The sequence below is a fragment of the Arthrobacter sp. D3-16 genome (genome assembly GCF_054408515.1).
Genome location: NZ_CP096437.1, coordinates 3825635 through 3843216, shown reverse-complemented (window position 1 = coordinate 3843216; position 17582 = coordinate 3825635). Strand labels below are relative to the sequence as shown.

Sequence of the window (17582 nt, the reverse complement as noted above, 5' to 3'; positions counted from 1 at the left end):
GAGTGTGTCTTTCCTGGTCTAGGCCTGCAGCGCCAGGATGGCGGTGGGGGCGTCGGCAGCGGTCTCGGCCAGTTCCTCAAACTCGTTCACGGCGTTGATTTCCACACCCATGGAGATGTTGGTGATCTTTTCCAGGATCACTTCCACCACCACGGGCACCTGGAACTCGCCCATCAGTGCCTTGGCCTTGTCGAACGCGGCGGCGAGGTCCTTGGGATCCTCCACGCGGACGGCCTTGCAGCCCAAGCCCTCGGCCACCTTCAGGTGGTCCACGCCGTAGCCGTTGGTCTCTGGCGAGTTAATGTTGTCGAACGCCAAGGACACGTTCTGCTCCATCTTGAAGCCGCGCTGGGACTGGCGGATCAGGCCCAGGTAGGAGTTGTTCACCACCACGTGGATGTACGGGAGGTTGAACTGTGCGCCGACGGCCAGTTCCTCGATCATGAACTGGAAGTCGTAGTCACCGGAGAGGGCCACCACGGTCTCGTCCGGCTTGCCGCGAACAACGCCGAGGGCCGCCGGAGCGGTCCAACCCAGGGGACCTGCCTGGCCGGCATTGATCCACTTGCGCGGGCCGAACACGTGCAGCATCTGGGCGCCGGCGATCTGGGACAGGCCGATGGTGGATACGTAGATGGTGTCGCGGCCGAAGGCCTTGTTCATCTCCTCGTATACCCGCTGCGGCTTGATGGGGATGTTCTCGAAGTGCGTCTTGCGGTGCAGCGAAGCCTTCCGTTCCTGGCACTCGGCCACCCAGGCGCTGTAGTCCGGCAGGGACCCTGCCGCCTTGCGCTCGCGGGCGAGCTCGACCAGCCCGGCCAGTGCCGCAGCGGCGTCGGACGCGATGCCCAGGTCAGGCGAGAACACGCGGCCGATCTGCGTGGGTTCGATGTCGATGTGCACGAACTTCCGGCCTGCCGTGTAAGTCTCCAGGCCGCCGGTGTGGCGGTTGGCCCAGCGGTTGCCGATGCCGATCACGAAGTCGCTCTGCAGGTAGTTCTCGTTGCCGTAGCGGTGCGAGGTCTGCAGGCCCACCATGCCGGCCATGAGCTGGTGGTCGTCCGGGATGGTGCCCCAGCCCATCAGCGTGGGGATGACCGGGACGTTGAGGATCTCGGCCAGTTCCACCAGCTGCGCGGAGGCGCCGGCGTTGATGATGCCGCCGCCGGCCACGATCAGCGGGTGCCGGGAGGCGGTGAGCATGGCCAGGGCCTTTTCCAGCTGCTTGCGGGAAGCCTTGGGCTTTTCGACGGGCAAGGGCTCGTAGGTATCGATGTCGAATTCGATCTCGGCGAGCTGCACGTCGATGGGCAGGTCCAGCAGGACGGGACCGGGGCGGCCGGAACGCATCAGCTGGAAGGCCTTCTGGAAGGCGCCGGGAACCTGGCCGGGCTCCAGGATGGTCATGGCCATCTTGGTGACAGGCTTGGCGATGGACTCGATGTCCACTGCCTGGAAGTCTTCCTTGTGCAGCTTGGCAACAGGGGCCTGGCCGGTGATGCAGAGCATGGGGATTGAATCAGCCCACGCGGCGTAGAGGCCGGTGATCATGTCCGTGCCGGCCGGGCCGGAGGTGCCGATGCAGATGCCGATGTTGCCGTCCTTGGCGCGGCTGTAGCCGTCGGCCATGTGGCTGGCGCCTTCAACGTGGCGGGCCAGGGTGTGGCGGATGCCGCCGTGGGCGCGCATTGCTGAATAGAAAGGGTTGATCGCGGCGCCTGGCAGGCCGAACGCCTCGATGGCGCCTTCCTTTTCCAGGATCGCCACCGCTGCATCAACGGTACGCATCTTGCTCATGGTGTGCTCCTACTTAAGTCTGTTGGGGGAAGTCTGTTTTTGGGTGTGCTGCGGGAGCCGCCGTCGTGATGTACGACGGCGGTTGCCCTGTTTGTGCTGGTTATGACGCCTTGGCGCCGGCGTTACTCGCGGCCGCTGAGCTGGAGGACCTGCTTGAAGAGTCCGGAGTGGTCTAGGCCGCCGTCGCCCTGGTTGACGGTGGCGGCCACGAGCTGTGCGACGACGGCGCCGAGGGGGACGGCGACGTTGGCTTCGCGGGCGGCGGAGGTGACGATGCCCAGGTCCTTGTGGTGCAGGGCGAGGCGGAAGCCGGGCTCGAAGTTGCGGTCGAGCATCTTCTGGCCCTTCTGGTCCAGGACCTTGGAACCGGCCAGGCCGCCGCCAAGGACCTTGAGGGCGGCGTCGGTGTCCACACCGTAGGCCTCGAGGAAGGCGATGGCCTCGCCGAGGACCTCGATATTGACCGCCACGATGAGCTGGTTGGCTGCCTTGACCGTCTGGCCGGAGCCGGAGGGGCCGACGTGGACGATGGTTTTGCCGACGGCGTTCAGGACGTCCGAGGCGGCGTCGAAGTCTTCCTTGTCGCCGCCAACCATGATGGAGAGGACGGCGTCGATGGCGCCCTGTTCGCCGCCGGATACCGGGGCGTCGAGGGGGCGGATGCCGGCTTCGCGGGCGTCGTCCGAGAGGCGCTTGGCCACGTCGGGACGGATGCTGGAGGCGTCAATCCACAGCGTGGCCTTTTTCGCGTTCGCAAAGACGCCGTCCTTGCCGCCGACGACGCCCTCAACATCGGGGGAGTCCGGCACCATGGTGATAACGACGTCGGCATCCTTGACGGCGTCGGCGATGCTGGTGGCGCCCTTGCCGCCTTCGGAGACGAGCTTGTCGATCTTGTCCTGGCTGCGGTTGAAGCCGGTGACGCTGTGGCCGGCCTTGACCAGGTTGATGGCCATGGGCAGGCCCATGATTCCGAGTCCGATAACTGCAACGTTGCTCATGATGGTTCTCTTTTCTGAAGTCTGTGGTGTTACTGGCTTAGCGGGAAGCGTGGTCGCGGATGGCCCAGCTGAAGGCGGTTTCCTGCGGTTCCTTGTATTCGAGGCCGATGTAGCCTTCGTAGCCGAGTTCGCGGCTGCGGGCGATCCACTCGCCCAGGGGGAGGGTGCCGGTGCCCGGTGCGCCGCGGCCGGGGTTGTCGGCTATCTGGATGTGGCCGAAGTCCTTGGCGTGGTTTTCGATGACCGATCCGACGTCGTCACCGTTGACGGACAGGTGGTAGAAGTCAGCGAGGAGCTTGATGTTGCCGACGCCGGCCTCCGACTTTACGCGTGCGATGACCTTGAGTGCGTCGTCAGCTGTGAGGAGTGGGTACCTCGGTGCGCCGCTGACGGGTTCGAGGAGGACTGTTCCGCCGATCCTGGCGACACCTTCTACAGCTGCAGCGAGGTTCTTGACGGCCAATTCGTCCTGCTCTTCGGGCGTGAAATCGTCCTGCCGGTTGCCATAAAGGGCGTTGAAGGCCTTGCAGCCGAGGCGCTCCCCGATGCCCGCGACAACGTCGATGTTGTCCTTGAACTCGGAGCAGCGCCCCTTCCAGGAGACCAGACCGCGGTCACCGCCGGGCATGTTTCCGGCATTGAAGTTCAGGCCCGTGAGCTGGACGCCGGCCTCCTTGATGGCGTTCTCGAATTCGGTGACCTGGGCGTCGCCGGGAACGGAGCTTTCGAAGGGCCACCAGAACTCGACAGCGTCAAAGCCTGCTGCCTTGGCTGCGGCGGGGCGCTCCAGCAGGGGAAGCTCCGTGAGGAGGATGGAGCAGTTCACTGTGTACGTCATCGTAGGTCCTTCCGAGGAGGGGCTTTGATCTATTTTCCTTTGCTTCCCGGCTTCGCTGCCGTTTCCGCTTTGTGGAATTTAGATTCTGCTTTATGAAAAGTGTAGGGAAGGAGGGTGTGGGGAGTCAAGGGGGAGGCGCAGAGGGGATCAAAAGCGCGGATGAAGCTATGAATCGGAATGACTTCGAGGCTCCGGTTATTCAGGAAGACCGGATAAGCTTCGCGACCCGATCGAGTTCTTCCTCAAGGTTGTAAAAATGTACTGCCAGCCGAACCCTGCCGGCGCGCAGCGAGGCCAGCACGTTTACCTCCCGAAACCGCGCGGCCACCGCGCCTGTGTCACCAACCTGGACGGAAACAATGGTCGAGCGGTTCTCGTCAGAGGAGGGCTGGAAGGAGAGGCCCTGCGCCCGCAGCGCGTCCCGTAGCCGGAGCGATAATCGGGAGTTGCGCTCCAGGAGCGCGCTGGTACCGAACCGGCGGAAGATACTTAATGCCGCTTGATCCGCCATGGCTGGAAACCACGCCAGTGAGGCATCGAGCTTGGAGGCAGTCGGTGACAGGTCCATCGCGGGCCCGTAAAAACTTTCTGCCGGTTTTCGGGCTGCCTTCCACCCGGGCCCGACGGGGTGGAGGTTGTCCAGCAGGTCCCGGCGGACGTAGAGGTAGCCCATACCCCTGGAACCGAGGAGGAATTTGTGGCTCGCTGCGGCGAGGAAGTCCACGCCGGCGCGGACAACGTCCAGCGGCACTGCCCCGGCCGCTTGGCAGGCGTCGACAAAAAACCACGCCCCGGAGTTCCTGGCGATTTGGCCAATGGCATCCAGGTCAGCCCGATAGCCGTTGGCTGAACTGACAGCACTCACCGCAATCAGGCGGGTACCGCCGTCGGCCGCCTGTTCGAATTCCTCGGCTGACACTCCTTCTCCGCCCGGCGCGACTGCGCGGACATCGTAGCCGCGCTCCTGCAGCAGGAGCCAGGAGTAGTAGTTTGACGCGAACTCGTTCTCGGCGACCACGACATTCTCACCATGCTTGGCTGCCGGCATGTTTGCGGCCACAATCCCCGCAGCCGCACTGACTGCCGGGACGATCGCGACTTCCCCGGCTGTGCACCCCACAATTTCGGCGAACATGGCGCGGGCTTCCTCCCCGGCCAGTTCCGCTTCAGGCCAGTCAAACCGGCCCGCCGACCAACGCTCGAGCGCCCGCTCGTAGGCTTCCCGGGCTGGAGTGCAGCCGACGTTCATGGTGGCTGTGTTGAGATAGATGATGTTTTGGAGCCCAGGGAAGAGCAGACGAATATCGTCAGCCTGCATCAGGACCACTCCTTCTTATGGGCCGGATCTGGTGAACGCCAGATAGTGAGGAGCCAGGGGCTTGTGCCCCTGGCTCCTGTGCGCGCGATCGTTTTATGAACGTTCGACGCGTTAGCGGCGCAGCTCCTTTACGGGACTCTTCTCCCAGCGGCTCCAGTCGGACCAATGTCCCTTGTGGTCCTTCACCCGGAACGAGGTGACATGGTAGACCTCTTCGGCGCCCCTGCGGTCCAGGTTCCGTACGCGGTCAACGCTGCTGATGTACTTGTGGTCGTTGTGGCGCTTGTGGAAGTTCTCCTTGAAGTGGGAACCGCCGAGGAAATCGTCACTTCGCCGCGGCCCTCGCTCATCTTCGTAGCGCAGCTGGCGGATCTGGACAGTCTTTTCGCCGTAGCAATGGACTTTGATCTTGAAGTCGACCTTGTGGCCCCGCAGATCCTTGGGCTCCAGGGGGTCGACGTTGCAGCCGTGCCGATAGTCGTTATCAGCCGCTGCCGGGGCAGAGATGGCCACGGAGCCCCCGAGCAGGGCCAATGAGAGGGCCGGAATCAGGGCGATCTTTGCCCTGAAGGACCGGGTTTTAGTTGGAGTGATGGACATTTTTCTTGCTCCTGTGAGGATGCGATTCACCATTTTTTGTGCGGGTGCGATTCACCTGTGTGGGGGTGCGACTCCCCGTTTTTGGACAGCATGAACCGAGCGACTGAGCATGTCGCGATTGATCAGTGTGGCGGCCCTTGCCTGCCCGTCCCATTTTCAAACAGCACGCCCGGCTGTGTGGGGGCGTGATTCCGGGCTCGTTTGATTGCGAGTCCGGTAGTTCAATGTTGCGCCTGGGTCTGGCGCGGCGCTAGGGCGCAAACTACCCTTCTTGGCGGGATTTCCCCCCCATTGACTTCAGGTGCCTTAGGGCTACGGTTAGAGATACGCCAGCGCTCCTCTGGCGAATGCGTGTGCGCGCCGGGGCAAAGGTGTGCACGGCTACAGGTTCTTCGAAAATTCTTAACCGCTCGCCGGTATCCACACCCATCGTCTGGTCCGCGGCCAGGCGTCCGCATACAATCCGTAGGCTGTGTCCGAATGACCGCAAACTTCATCAGAGCCATGGCCGTCAAGTCCTTTGATGTTCCCGACAGGAAGCGCTGCCCTGACAAGGCCGAGTTCGACCTGGTGACCGTTGATGATTACTCGGTGGCCCGCCTGATCCTCGCGCCGGGCTGGCGTTGGTCCGAGTCCGCCAAGCCAACCGAGCTGACAGCCCTCTGCGAGCACCACCACCTCGGCTATTGCATTTCCGGCCAGTTGGTCATCGAAACGGCCGACGGCGCGCGGTCCACCATCCACGCGAACGACACCTATGCACTTCCGCCGGGCCACGACGAATGGGTGGTGGGGGATGAGCCCTTCGTCGCCGTCGAGTTCCTCGGCGCCGCCTCGTTCGGCCGGCCCAGAAGCCACGGCATGCATGCGCTGATCTGACGGCTTATGGTCGAGATGGGGTTAGCGGTCAGGCCGGTAGTCCTGCCGGAGGTCTGCAACCCAGCCGGATGATTTATTCGCGACCTGGGACCTGTGGCGTCGGCGACTCCGGCTGCTCCGGCACTGTGAGCAATGCCAGGGAAGCTGAGACGGAGTGGTCAGGTTTCCCCGGCGGGCTCGTGTACGCCCGAAGCACCAGCAGGGACTTACCCACCAGTTCCACTGTTTCATTCGCATGCAGGAGACCAGTGTCCGCGTGCTCACCGGCGGTATCAATGAGCTGCTCCCAACTGGGCGAATATTCCGCGCTGGGCAGCGTGAAAACCACGGAGTCGTCGCCAGAGTTGCAGTACAGCAGGAAGTTGTGGTCACGGATCATGCGGCCACGGTGGTCCTTGCCGATTGCCGCGCCGTTGTAGAACACTCCCAGGGCCCGGGCGAGGGGGTTGTCCCAGTCCCCGGGAACCATGGCCGAAGCGTCCTTGTCGAGCCAGACGATGTCCGGCAGTGGCTGGCCGAGGCCCCGCAGAACGGGGCGGCCTTCAAAGAACCTGGTGCGGCGGAAAGTGGGGTGCTCCCGGCGCAGCCTGGTGACGGCGGCAAGGAACTCCACCAGCGGCTGGTCCGCTTCCTCCCAGTTGACCCATGAGAGCGGCGAGTCCTGGCAGTACGCGTTGTTGTTCCCCAGCTGGCTGCGGCCCAGTTCGTCGCCATGCAGCACCATGGGAACACCCTGGGAAAGGAGGAGCGTCGCCAGGAAGTTGCGCTGCTGGCGCGCCCGCAGCGCAAGGATTCCACTGTCCGTGGTGGGTCCTTCAACTCCGCAGTTCCACGAGCGGTTGTGCGATTCGCCGTCGTTGTTGTTTTCTCCGTTGGCTTCGTTGTGTTTGGAGTTGTAGGAGACCAGGTCGCGCATGGTGAAACCGTCGTGTGCTGTGACGAAGTTGATGGATGCCACGGGCCGGCGTCCTGAGCTTTCGTAAAGGTCGGAGGAACCTGCCAGGCGGGAGGCGAACTCACCGAGCGTAGCCGGTGCACCGCGCCAGAAGTCGCGGACGGCGTCGCGGTACTTGCCGTTCCATTCCGTCCACAGGGGCGGGAAGTTCCCTACCTGGTACCCGCCCGGGCCCACATCCCACGGCTCGGCGATGAGCTTGACCTGGGACACCACGGGATCCTGCTGGACGAGGTCGAAGAAACTCGACAGCCGGTCCACCTCATAGAACTCGCGGGCCAGCGCGGAGGCGAGGTCGAAGCGGAACCCGTCCACATGCATTTCCACCACCCAGTACCGCAGTGAGTCCATCATCAACTGCAGGGCGTGCGGGTGCCGGACGTTGATGGTGTTGCCGGTACCCGTGTAGTCCAGGTAATGCTGCTTCTCATGGTCAACCAGCCGGTAATACGCCTGATTGTCGATGCCCTTGAAGGACAGCGTGGGTCCCAGGTGGTTCCCTTCAGCGGTGTGGTTATAAACGACGTCGAGGATCACCTCGATGCCGGCAGCGTGCAGGGAGCGGACCATCGCCTTGAATTCCTGCACCTGCTGCCCGGGCCTGGTGCTGGAACTGTAGCTTTCGTGCGGGGCGAAGAATCCAATGGTGTTGTAGCCCCAGTAGTTGCTGAGGCCTTTGTCCTCCAGGGTGCTGTCCTGGACGAACTGGTGCACCGGCATCAGTTCAACCGCGGTCACGCCAAGCTTTTGCAGGTGTTCGATGACTGCGGGGTGGGCAATGCCGGCGTAGGTGCCGCGTTCCCGCTCCGGCACCTCAGGATGTGTCATCGTCAAGCCCTTCACGTGGGCTTCGTAGATCAGGCTATCGCTGTAGGGGATCCGCGGCGGGCGGTCGTGCTGCCAGTCGAAGAACGGGCTGATCACCACGGACCTCATGGTGTGGGGTGCGGAATCTTCCGTGTTGAAGGATGCTGGGTCGCCGAAGTTGTAGGAGAACATCGCCTGGCCCCAGGTGATGTCGCCGCTGGTTGCCTTGGCGTAGGGGTCCAGCAGGAGTTTGTTCGGATTGAAGCGGAGGCCGCGGGCGGGGTCATAGGTGCCCTCCATCCGGTAGCCGTACAGCTGCCCGGGCAGGATATGCGGGAGGTAGCAGTGCCAGACAAAGGCATCCACGGCCTCCATGCTGATCCGCTGCTCCGCGCCGTCGTCGTCGAAGAGGCACAGATGGACGGCGCTCGCCGCCTCGCTGAACACCGCGAAGTTCGTGCCGCTGCCGTCATAGGTGGCGCCCAGCGGATAGGGGCTCCCCGTCCACACTTCCATGTCCGCCTCCATCCCCGGTAAGAGAACTCCATCCAACCACAGGGGTGTGACATAGGCCGGGAGGGGGCATGGCAGGGCAGCACCGGGCAAGGCGGAGCGGGGCAGGGAAGAATGGGAGCGCTGGCCAGGTGAGCGCAGAGGGCTAATTACGACGGCGGCCATGCGCCGCCGTCGTCATGCTAGCCACGGATGATGGGGATCCTCCGCTTAGCGGCGCCTTCCTGGTCAGGCAGCGGCACGCGGACCTCGAGGATGCCGTCCGTGTAGGTAGCTTTCACCTCGGTCTGGTCGGCAGCACCGGGGAGGGTGATGGAGCGGGAGAAGGTGCCATAGCGGAATTCCGAGCGGTACCCTTCCTTGCCTGTGTGCTCCGATTTCTCCTCGTGCCGGACCGTGATGCGCAACTGGTCTCCGGTCAGGGTGATGTCCACGTCCTTGTCCGGGTCGATGCCGGGAACTTCGGCCTTGACCACCAGCGTTCCGTCTTCCTTGTACTCCTCGGTCCGGAGCCACGGATCAAGGTCTCCTTCAAAGAAGCGCCGGAGCGGTTCGGTGATGTCCGAACCTGTCCGCCGCAGAATGCCGTTGTTCATGCCCATAACTCCTTTCGATCAGTTGTTGACCCATGCACCGGCCGCTTGGAAGCCGGCTGTTTTGCCACCAATAAATTACCCAAACGCAGCGGCTGCATCACGCCTCTCAGCGAACTTTTTGCGTCAAGCGGTGCGTGCCGGCTCTCGTCGTGCCCATGCTGCACACTGTCTCCATGACCTTTGCGAATGTTGGAAGTCTCGGAACCAAGCCCGGTCAGCGCGACGCCGTTGTGTCCATCCTGCTCCGGCCCATGGCCGGCCTGAAGGAGGCAGGATGCCTGCTGTACGAGGTGGGCGTCAATGAGGAGGTGCCGGACACGGTATTTGTGTCCGAATTGTGGGAATCACCGGAAGCGCACCGCGCCTCACTTCAGCTGGACAGTGTGCGGGCGGCCATCGCCGAGGCGATGCCCTTGCTCTCGGGTGAGATGGGCGGCAACCAATTCACCGTGCTGGGGTCGCCGCTGCGCTGAACCGTGCGCAATGCATGGAGCCGCACGCGCGCAGCCCTGTCCCTCGCGCGCGCCAGCAGCTAGGCTCTCGGGCATCGGCTGGACCTGGACAATCGACTGGATTTTGACGAACGGGGTAAGGGACTCACATGAAACCGCTGCCTGCACTTGAACTTGTTGCCCGCCTGGAAGATGCCGAGTGGCTCGATCCCGTGGCCAAGAAGATCCGGAAAGTAGTAAAACGCACGATCCGTCCGCAGTGGGCGCGTGACATCCTGCACGGGGTGCCCATCGGCCACCCGGTTCATCCACTCGCCGTCCAGGTTCCTTTGGGTTCCTGGATCTCAGCTGCCGTCCTCGATACGCTGCCCGGCAACGATCAGGCAGCCATGGTGCTGATCGGCGTCGGAACTGCCTCCGCTGTGCCTTCCGCAGTGGCAGGCTTTATGGACTGGTCGCAGCTGCACAGCCAGCAGCAGCGGGTGGGCCTGGTCCATGCGGCGGCCAACATCACCGCCGTTAGTCTCTACAGTGCTTCGCTGGTGGCGCGTGCAAACGGAAAGCAGGGCGCCGGCAAGATGCTCGCCTACATGGGCTTGGGAGTTGTCAGCTTTGGCGGCTTCCTGGGCGGCCACCTCAGCTACCGCCAGGCGGCTGGTGTGAACCACAGCGAGGACATTCCGCACCGCTTCCCCAGCGGGTGGCAGGCCCTCGCCCCATTGGAGGACCTGCCGGAAGGAAAGCTCCATAAGCGGGTGGTGGCCGGACTCCCGCTGCTTGTATTTAGGGAGGCGGACTCAGTCAATGTGCTGTCCGACGTTTGCAGCCACCTCTCCGGTCCGCTACACGAGGGCAAGCTAAAGGGCGGCAGCCCTACCAACGACGGCGACCCGTGCGTGGTCTGCCCGTGGCACGGCAGCACCTTCTCGCTGCGCTCCGGCGAAGTGCAGGCAGGGCCGGCCACCGCCAGGCAGCCGCGGTTTGAAACCCGCGTCACCGGTGGGCTCGTGGAAGTGAACCTTCCCGGCGCTGACTAAGTTTCTTCGTGCGGCTGACGTGGGTTGCTCGGCGGGAAGCGGACACAGCCGCCATAAGCCCGGCGCCACCGGCGCGAAAGAGCACGTTAGGCCATTAGGTAGTCCACGAGAACCGCTTCCACGTAGCTCTTTTCCGCCCGCAGGGACCCGGGCGGCCACACTGGTGGTTCCCAGTCGGGGTGTTCGCTTTTGTAGTGCCGGCCGGTGGGTGAGGTCCAGCCGGGTGGTTCGTTTTGGGTGGCTGGTGTGGGTTGCCAGCCGCCGGTGTGCCGGAGTTTGTGGTGCTTGGGGCAGGGTTGGCCGAGGTTGCTGATGCCGGTGGTGCCGCCATTGTGCCAGGCGAGGAGATGGTCGGCTTCGTTGTCGAGGGCGTTGTTGCTGCAGCCGGGGAACGGGCATTTGCCGTCCCTGAGCCGCAGCCAGTTCCGCATGGCCTTGGTCAGCCGGTAGCTGGTGCGGCCGATCTCCAGCGGCGCCCCGTCCCGCGGATCCACCAGCAGCCGGTAAAACGAATTCGCACCGTCAGCGACCAGGACTCGTGCCATCGAGGGCGGGATCGGGCCGAACCCGTCCAGCATCGCCGGCTCATCCGTCAGACCCATGAGTGAGAACACCGGCACGGTGACCAGGACCTGAGCCCGGGGTGAGGGGAGCTCGGCGGTCGTGCCGCCCAGAAGCCAGCCCGCAGCCACATCCGCCCGGAGCTGGGTCAGGGTGCGGGGCTCATCCGGTCCCTGCATACCCCGCGCTGCTGCGGTGAGCCGGTCCCAGATCGCGGAGGCCTGGTCCGCGGGCAGGCACGCGGCCACCCAGCCCATCCCGTCAGTGTCCCGCCAGAACTCGACCCGCCGGTCCGCCACACTTTTGGCATGCCGGGCCTCCAGGCTCTCCGGGTGATGGCGTTCCCGCCAGGTCCTGGCCTTGGCTTTGAACCGGTACGCCGGCAGCTCCCCGACCGGGCACCCCCGGGCGGGGTTCGGTGCCGCCGGGTCCAGGAAGTGCGCCTCCAAAGCAGCGGCCCCTTTACGGTCAAGGCTCGCGGTCTGGTCCACCATGGTCCGGGCGTGCGCCCAGGAAATCGTCCCGGTCTGCAGTGCCGCCAGGGTCCGGGGCAGGGACGTGGTAAGGGCATGGGAGTCGGCGAGCAGGGCACCGGCGGTCCGGTCACCGATCGCCAGGACACACCCGACCTCGGCGATCAGGCTCCGGTCCTGCGCCGTCGCCTCATACGGTGACCGCGGAGGAGGATTCAGCGCTTTCGTGGCCCCTGCGAACACCGCCACCGCCTGCACCTTCAGGGCCGCCAGTTTCGCTTCCGACCGTGCCACCGCTGCAAGGACATCCAAAGCCCCATCAGCAACCCGCTGCAATGGATCATCATCCAATCCCGCCGCCGCCCCAGGCACACCCCGGGCCTCAGACCCTCCATCCGCACTGGAAACAGCACCGCCGGAAACAGCCGCATCACCGCCCGCGAGCACTGCAGCAAACGCAGCGACAGAAGCGTCAACGAGCTTCTCCGCCTGCACCACTGCCGCGTCCGTTTCCATATGCACAGCATTTCAGAGGGGTATGACAATCCAGCACTCTCGCCGCAGTGCCGTGATGCCCCTACCGAACGGCGCGCCGGCGCAACACCCGGGGCACCGATTTAGATGGGCTGCTGCAGCTCCGTCACCCACTCGCCCCGGCGCAGGACTCCAGCCAGGTTCAGTTCAAGGTCCACCACCACGACGTCGGCCGGCATCCCTGCCGTCAGGTCACCCGCCTGCCGCGAGAGTCCCAGCACCGCCGCCGGGACAGCAGTCGCTGAAGTGACGGCGTCCCTCAACGCAACGCCGGCTGCCACGGCGGTGCGGACAACGTCCAGGAGCGTGGCCGTGCCGCCGGCGATGGCGCCCGTGTTGTCCACGCGGGCTACGCCTCCGTCAACCGTCGCCGTCAGCGTGCCCAGCTTGTAGTGGCCGTCCTGCAGGCCGGTAGCTGCCATGGAGTCGGTAACCAGCGCGATGTTGTCTGCTCCCACCAGCTCGAACACCGTCTTCACCGTCTCGGGAGCCAAGTGGACGCCGTCGGCAATGAGTTCGACGACGGCGTTCCCGGCGCGGGCGGCGCTGAGGCAGGCTGAGACGGGGCCGGGGGAGCGGTGGTGCAGGCTGGGCATGGCGTTGAAGAGGTGCGTGACTGTGGGGCGCCGGACCTCGTGTGCCGTTTCCGGACCTGGCTCCGCGGAAGGCTCCGGTGCTGCGCAAAGCGCAGGCGCTAATGAAAGCCCGGCAGCAGCCCGCGCCAGGAACGAGGCGGCGGCCGGGTGATCCGCTGCAGTGTGACCCAGCGACGGAATGACGCCGCGGGCAGCAAGCAGGTCCGCCAGTTCGCCGACGCCCGGAAGCTCGGCCGCCAGCGTCATGGAAGCCAGGGAAGGGCCTGCCGCCTCGAGCAGTTTGTCCACCAGCCCCGGGGCGGGTTCCAGCAGCAGCGAGGGGTCATGCGCTCCGCACTGCCCGGCCGAGAGGAAGGGACCTTCCAGGTGTGACCCGGCAACCAGCCCTTCGTCCGTTACCGTCCGCAGTGCCTTGAGGTTGCGAAGCAGATCCGCGGGTGCTGCCGTCACCAGGCTGGCCAGCAGGGTGGTGGTGCCCCGGCCATGCAGGTAGCGGGCAGCAGAACGGGCGCCCTCGACTGAACCCTCCGAGAAGTCCGACCCGTGGGCGCCATGGCAGTGCAGGTCCACCAGGCCGGGCATCAGGATGTGGCCCCCACCATTTCCGAAGGTGCTCCCGTCTGGGGTACCCAAGTCCCCTGCAGCCTCCCCGCGGAAGCCCGACGCTGGCCCGGCGTAGGTGATGTGTCCGCCGTCGACCGCTACCAGGCCGTCCTCGATGTCCATGCTCCCGGACACGATGCGCCCCCGGAGTATCAGTTCCTCGCCCATAAAGTCGTCAGCCTCCTGGTGGAAGCCTAGTTTGGCGGATAAGCATGTGCTAAGTCGCCACTGGCGGTCAGGAAGTTGCCGCGCCGGTATTTCCTGCTTGGGGAAACACCCTTTAGTGTTAATAACACTAAGCATGCTTCCTATCTCAAAGGGGTTGTACCTGATGCGAAAAGTACCTGCACTTGGATTGATGACGGCAGCGATGATTGCCCTGGCCGGCTGCACCGGTGGCGGGGGTGGTGCTGCCAGCCCCTCGGCCACCGAAACGGCCAGCGCCTCCCCCTCCGCAACGGCAGAAGCAAAGGTCTATACCGAGGATGAGCTGCGCGAACTGATCTCGGGCATGAAGGACGAGGACGGCAACGAACTGAAGCTGTACTCCAAGGAGCAGGTGGACCAGGGCGGCAACATTGCCAACCTGCTCCTGAGCACAGCCACTGTGGACCCTGAAGACTGCAAGGACATCGCCACTGCCGGCCTGCTGGATACGGTCGAGACCGGTGAGATCGCCGTCGGCCTGTCTGAAGGCGACCAGCCCCGCACCCTGTCCGCACAGTCGGGCAGCGAAGGGCCGGACGCCGTGGAGGTCTTGAATGAGATCAGCGGCAAGATGAATCAGTGCGCCACGTTCTCCGTAACGGCGCTGGGACAGACGTACGAGGTCAACAGCGAGGAGCTGCAGGCTGATACGAATGCCGCAAAGACCTTCGGCACACTCAGTACCCGCAGCGGGGAGAACCAGCAGAAGCTGATGCAGGTCTCCGCCGCCGAGGGCAGGCTGCTGGTCGTAGCCACGAAGAGCGGTGCAAACCTCGGCGATCCGGACCAGAAGGAGCTCGAGGACCTGATTAATGAGGTGCTTCAGAAGGCCGACGGCGGCAGCGCAACGTCCAGCCCGACGTCCACCAGCACCTCCGATTCCACCAGCACGTCGTCACCTAGCGGTTCAGCGTCGCCTGAGGCAACCGAGACCGAGACCGAGCAGGCCGAAACGTCATCAGCTTCGCCGACAGCCTCCCGCTAAGAGGCCGCGGTAAGCCCGTCCGTAACGGCGGGAAAGGAGGAGGGCAGGACCTGGTGGTCCTGCCCTCCTCGCCACCTGTATCACAACTTGAAAGGCAGGAGCATGACCACTTCGAATGAGGAGCCCCGGAACAACGCCGACCTTCGCGGACCGGGTGACCCGGACGAAGCTGAGCAGGTGACCCAGGCGCCGCAGAGCGGCCAGCACCCGGAGCTGCCAGGGGCCAGCAACATCCGCGAGGAGCAGCAGGGGCATGCAGCCGGCACTGTTCCGGCGTCGTACTCCGGAAGTGGCGAACCGCCGCAGGAACACAAACCCGAGGAAGCCCTGCAGGAACCGGGTACCTGGGACGACGAAGTCTGACGTGATAACCCGCGCCGATGTGGATGAGGCGGCCCGCCGCACGGCAGGCCTGACCCGGCGGACGCCTGTCCTGCAGGCTGACCCGGGTGTGTTCCGGGGCGACGTGTGGTTCAAGTGCGAATTTTTGCAGCACACCGGCACGTTCAAGGCCCGTGGCGCGCTGAACCGCCTCCTTGCCGGCAAAGAACGCGGAGAACTGAAGCAGGACGTGGGTGTGGTGGTGGCTTCCGGCGGCAACGCCGGGCTGGCCAACGCGTACGCGGCAGCCCAACTGGGAGTGCCGGCAACCGTTTTTGTCCCCGCCGCCGCACCGGCCGTGAAAGTGCGGAAGCTCGAAGCAGTCGGAGCCACTGTCATCCAGGGTGGAGCCGAATATGCCATTGCCTACCAGGCCGCCGTGGCGCACGCCCAGGAAGCGGGTGCTGTTTACTGCCACGCCTATGACCAGCCGGAAATTGCAGCCGGCGCCGGAACAGTGGGGACAGAACTGCTGGAGCAGATTGCAGGAGTAGACACCGTGCTCGTGGCGGTGGGTGGCGGCGGACTGATGGCAGGGATCGCTGCTGCAGTGGAAGGCCATGCGAAGGTGGTGGGCGTTGAGCCCGAAAATGCGCCGACACTCCATGCCGCTCTTGCCACCGGGGAACCTGTTGACGTGGCAGTATCCGGCGTCGCTGCTGATTCCCTGGGGGCCCGACGCATCGGTGACATCGGCTTCTCCGTCGCGGTCCGCGCCGGCGTCGTCAGCGTCCTGGTGTCCGACGCCGCCATCGTCACCGCACGTTCGCTGCTGTGGAACGACTACCGCATCATGGTGGAACACGGAGCTGCCGCCGCCTACGCTGCCCTGACCTCGGGTGCTTATGAGCCGAAGCCGGGGGAGCGTGTCGCGGTGGTTTTATGCGGAGCGAACACGGACCCGGCTACCTTTTAGGAAGGGCAGCCGGGCCCGGTCAGTGAGTAGGGCTTAGCTGCAGAACTGGCTGTAGGTGCTGCCGGCCTGCTCGTAGCCGGCCTGGAGCTCGGAAAGCTTGGCCTCGTCCGGTGTTTCCTTTGCCTGCTCGTCCGTGTATTCGAGGATCGACTCAAGGGCGGGCTTGAGGTCATTCGAGGCAACCGCGTGGATGGGCCGGATCTGGTTGGCCAGGCGGTTCATGCCCGTCTTGCCGGCGTTGTTTGCGGGGTTGGATACAACGCTCTGGATCCGCTCGCAGGTTTCCGCGGTGGAGAGCTGGTTCGAAGCGGTGCAGGCTGTGGCGGAAACAACGAGGCCGGCAGCAAGCAGTGCTGTGGTGAGTTTCTTCATGGGTCCCTCAGTAGTTGATTGAGGTTTCGATTGTAAGCAGAATCCGGGACGCGGTGCTGGCCTACCCTGCCTGCAGCCGCGACTATGAAGGGGGCATCAGGCTCTGGCGGGCACTCCTGCCGGTGCTTAAACTGGCATCACCATCGTGCGGAGCTGCCGCAGATCGGCCCCGCGCATCAGTCCAATTCAAGGAAGCACCATGCGCCGAACAGCACAGCGCCGCACCGCCGTCGGATTCATCGCTCTTCTGGCCCTGCTGTTACCCGCGGCGCTGCCGGCTACGGCCTCGCCGCCCGCCAGGGATGACGTCATTGTGCTCGACGGCGCCAAGTCCGCCGAGGGCATCGCGTCAGGGAAGGGCAAGACTTTCTATGCGGGGGAGCTGATGACCGGGGACATCTTCCGGGGTGACATCCGTGACGGAAAAGCCAAGCGTTTCATTGACGTGCCCGATGGCAGGATGGCAGTCGGCATGAAGGCGGATGTCCGCAAAGACTTGCTGTTTGTGGCCGGTGGAGCCAATGGGAAGGCATACATCTACAACACCGCAACGAAGGCGACAATCGCCGATCTCACGTTGACCACCAAGGCAGGCTCCTTCATCAATGACGTCACGCTCACCCACGACGGCGCGTGGTTTACGAACTCGAAGTATGGCGAGCTGTATCTGGTCAAGGTCAGCCGCTGGGGTGAGGTGCGCAAGGATGTGAAGACGCTGACCGTGAAAGGCGAGGCAGGGGTTAACCCGGCCCCGATGGATTTCGGGTTCAACGGCATTGCGGCCGCCAAGGATGACCGGGTGCTGATTGTGGCCCACACCAAGAACCGGGCCCTCTACACGGTGAACCCGTGGAGCGGCGAGAGCAACAGAATCAAAGGACTGGACCTGCAGTTCGTCGACGGCATTCTCCTGCAAGGCCACACGCTCTGGGCGGTCCAGAACCAGCTCAACAAGATCGCGCGCGTTAAGCTCGCAGGTGACCTCTCATCCGGAACCGTCCGCGACGAAATCACGAGTAAGCACTTTGACGTCCCGACGACGGTTGCCAAGTTTGGCGATACCCTCGCCGCCGTGAACGCGCAGTTCATGCGCCCTGCCAGCCCGCATGAAGTGGTGCTGGTTCCTGCGCGGGACTAGTTGAACCACAAACTGGCTGGCAG

General features: G+C 64.4%; 17 protein-coding genes. 7 read left to right on the top strand and 10 right to left on the bottom strand.

Annotated elements, in window-relative coordinates; all coding sequences use genetic code 11:
• Positions 1-18: 18 nt before the first annotated feature.
• From gcl to M1D32_RS17960, 5 genes are all read right to left on the bottom strand, one after another.
• Entirely contained in the window at positions 19-1797 is a 1779-nt protein-coding gene (gene gcl / locus M1D32_RS17980; RefSeq protein WP_458779977.1) for a glyoxylate carboligase, read from the bottom strand.
• A gap of 122 nt (positions 1798-1919) precedes the next feature.
• Entirely contained in the window at positions 1920-2798 is an 879-nt protein-coding gene (locus M1D32_RS17975; protein WP_458779976.1) for a 2-hydroxy-3-oxopropionate reductase, read from the bottom strand.
• Positions 2799-2835: 37 nt separating this feature from the next.
• Entirely contained in the window at positions 2836-3636 is an 801-nt protein-coding gene (locus M1D32_RS17970) for a hydroxypyruvate isomerase family protein (RefSeq protein WP_458779975.1), read from the bottom strand.
• A 199-nt stretch (positions 3637-3835) separates the two neighbouring features.
• Positions 3836-4954, bottom strand: coding sequence for an aminotransferase class V-fold PLP-dependent enzyme (locus M1D32_RS17965; RefSeq protein WP_458779974.1), 1119 nt, complete (start codon positions 4952-4954; stop codon positions 3836-3838).
• Between the two features lie 111 nt (positions 4955-5065).
• On the bottom strand, positions 5066-5554 hold the full coding sequence (locus tag M1D32_RS17960) for a hypothetical protein (protein WP_458779973.1): 489 nt from the start codon (positions 5552-5554) through the stop codon (positions 5066-5068).
• A 480-nt stretch (positions 5555-6034) separates the two neighbouring features.
• On the opposite strand from M1D32_RS17960, the gene M1D32_RS17955 reads away from it, so the two are divergent.
• Entirely contained in the window at positions 6035-6433 is a 399-nt protein-coding gene (locus tag M1D32_RS17955; protein WP_458779972.1) for a cupin domain-containing protein, read from the top strand.
• 73 nt (positions 6434-6506) lie between these two features.
• On the opposite strand, the gene glgX is transcribed toward M1D32_RS17955, so the two are convergent.
• Both glgX and M1D32_RS17945 read right to left on the bottom strand, forming a co-directional pair.
• Positions 6507-8711: a glycogen debranching protein GlgX gene (gene glgX, locus M1D32_RS17950; protein ID WP_458779971.1), complete on the bottom strand. Its 2205-nt coding sequence runs from the start codon at positions 8709-8711 to the stop codon at positions 6507-6509.
• Positions 8712-8890: 179 nt separating this feature from the next.
• Positions 8891-9304 (bottom strand): Hsp20/alpha crystallin family protein, encoded by a 414-nt coding sequence (locus tag M1D32_RS17945; RefSeq protein WP_458779970.1) that lies wholly within the window; start codon positions 9302-9304, stop codon positions 8891-8893.
• Between the two features lie 173 nt (positions 9305-9477).
• Between M1D32_RS17945 and M1D32_RS17940 the strand changes: the two genes are divergently transcribed.
• Both M1D32_RS17940 and M1D32_RS17935 read left to right on the top strand, forming a co-directional pair.
• Positions 9478-9777 carry a putative quinol monooxygenase gene (locus tag M1D32_RS17940; protein WP_458779969.1) on the top strand — a complete coding sequence of 100 codons (300 nt, stop codon included), beginning with the start codon at positions 9478-9480 and terminating at the stop codon, positions 9775-9777.
• Positions 9778-9905: 128 nt separating this feature from the next.
• Entirely contained in the window at positions 9906-10793 is an 888-nt protein-coding gene (locus M1D32_RS17935; RefSeq protein ID WP_458779968.1) for a Rieske (2Fe-2S) protein, read from the top strand.
• Positions 10794-10879: 86 nt separating this feature from the next.
• On the opposite strand, the gene M1D32_RS17930 is transcribed toward M1D32_RS17935, so the two are convergent.
• Positions 10880-12343, bottom strand: a complete 1464-nt coding sequence (locus tag M1D32_RS17930; protein WP_458779967.1) for an HNH endonuclease signature motif containing protein — start codon at positions 12341-12343, stop codon at positions 10880-10882.
• A 101-nt stretch (positions 12344-12444) separates the two neighbouring features.
• Positions 12445-13728: an N-acetylglucosamine-6-phosphate deacetylase gene (locus M1D32_RS17925; protein ID WP_458779966.1), complete on the bottom strand. Its 1284-nt coding sequence runs from the start codon at positions 13726-13728 to the stop codon at positions 12445-12447.
• Between the two features lie 163 nt (positions 13729-13891).
• On the opposite strand from M1D32_RS17925, the gene M1D32_RS17920 reads away from it, so the two are divergent.
• From M1D32_RS17920 to M1D32_RS17910, 3 genes are all read left to right on the top strand, one after another.
• Positions 13892-14752, top strand: a complete 861-nt coding sequence (locus tag M1D32_RS17920) for a hypothetical protein (RefSeq protein ID WP_458779965.1) — start codon at positions 13892-13894, stop codon at positions 14750-14752.
• A gap of 102 nt (positions 14753-14854) precedes the next feature.
• Positions 14855-15115, top strand: coding sequence for a hypothetical protein (locus M1D32_RS17915; RefSeq protein ID WP_458779964.1), 261 nt, complete (start codon positions 14855-14857; stop codon positions 15113-15115).
• A gap of 1 nt (position 15116) precedes the next feature.
• Positions 15117-16049: a threonine/serine dehydratase gene (locus M1D32_RS17910; protein WP_458779963.1), complete on the top strand. Its 933-nt coding sequence runs from the start codon at positions 15117-15119 to the stop codon at positions 16047-16049.
• Positions 16050-16082: 33 nt separating this feature from the next.
• On the opposite strand, the gene M1D32_RS17905 is transcribed toward M1D32_RS17910, so the two are convergent.
• Positions 16083-16421: a hypothetical protein gene (locus tag M1D32_RS17905; RefSeq protein ID WP_458779962.1), complete on the bottom strand. Its 339-nt coding sequence runs from the start codon at positions 16419-16421 to the stop codon at positions 16083-16085.
• A gap of 199 nt (positions 16422-16620) precedes the next feature.
• Here M1D32_RS17905 and M1D32_RS17900 point away from each other — a divergent pair, with 199 nt between their 5' ends.
• Positions 16621-17559, top strand: a complete 939-nt coding sequence (locus tag M1D32_RS17900) for a YncE family protein (RefSeq protein ID WP_458779961.1) — start codon at positions 16621-16623, stop codon at positions 17557-17559.
• Positions 17560-17582 lie beyond the last annotated feature (23 nt).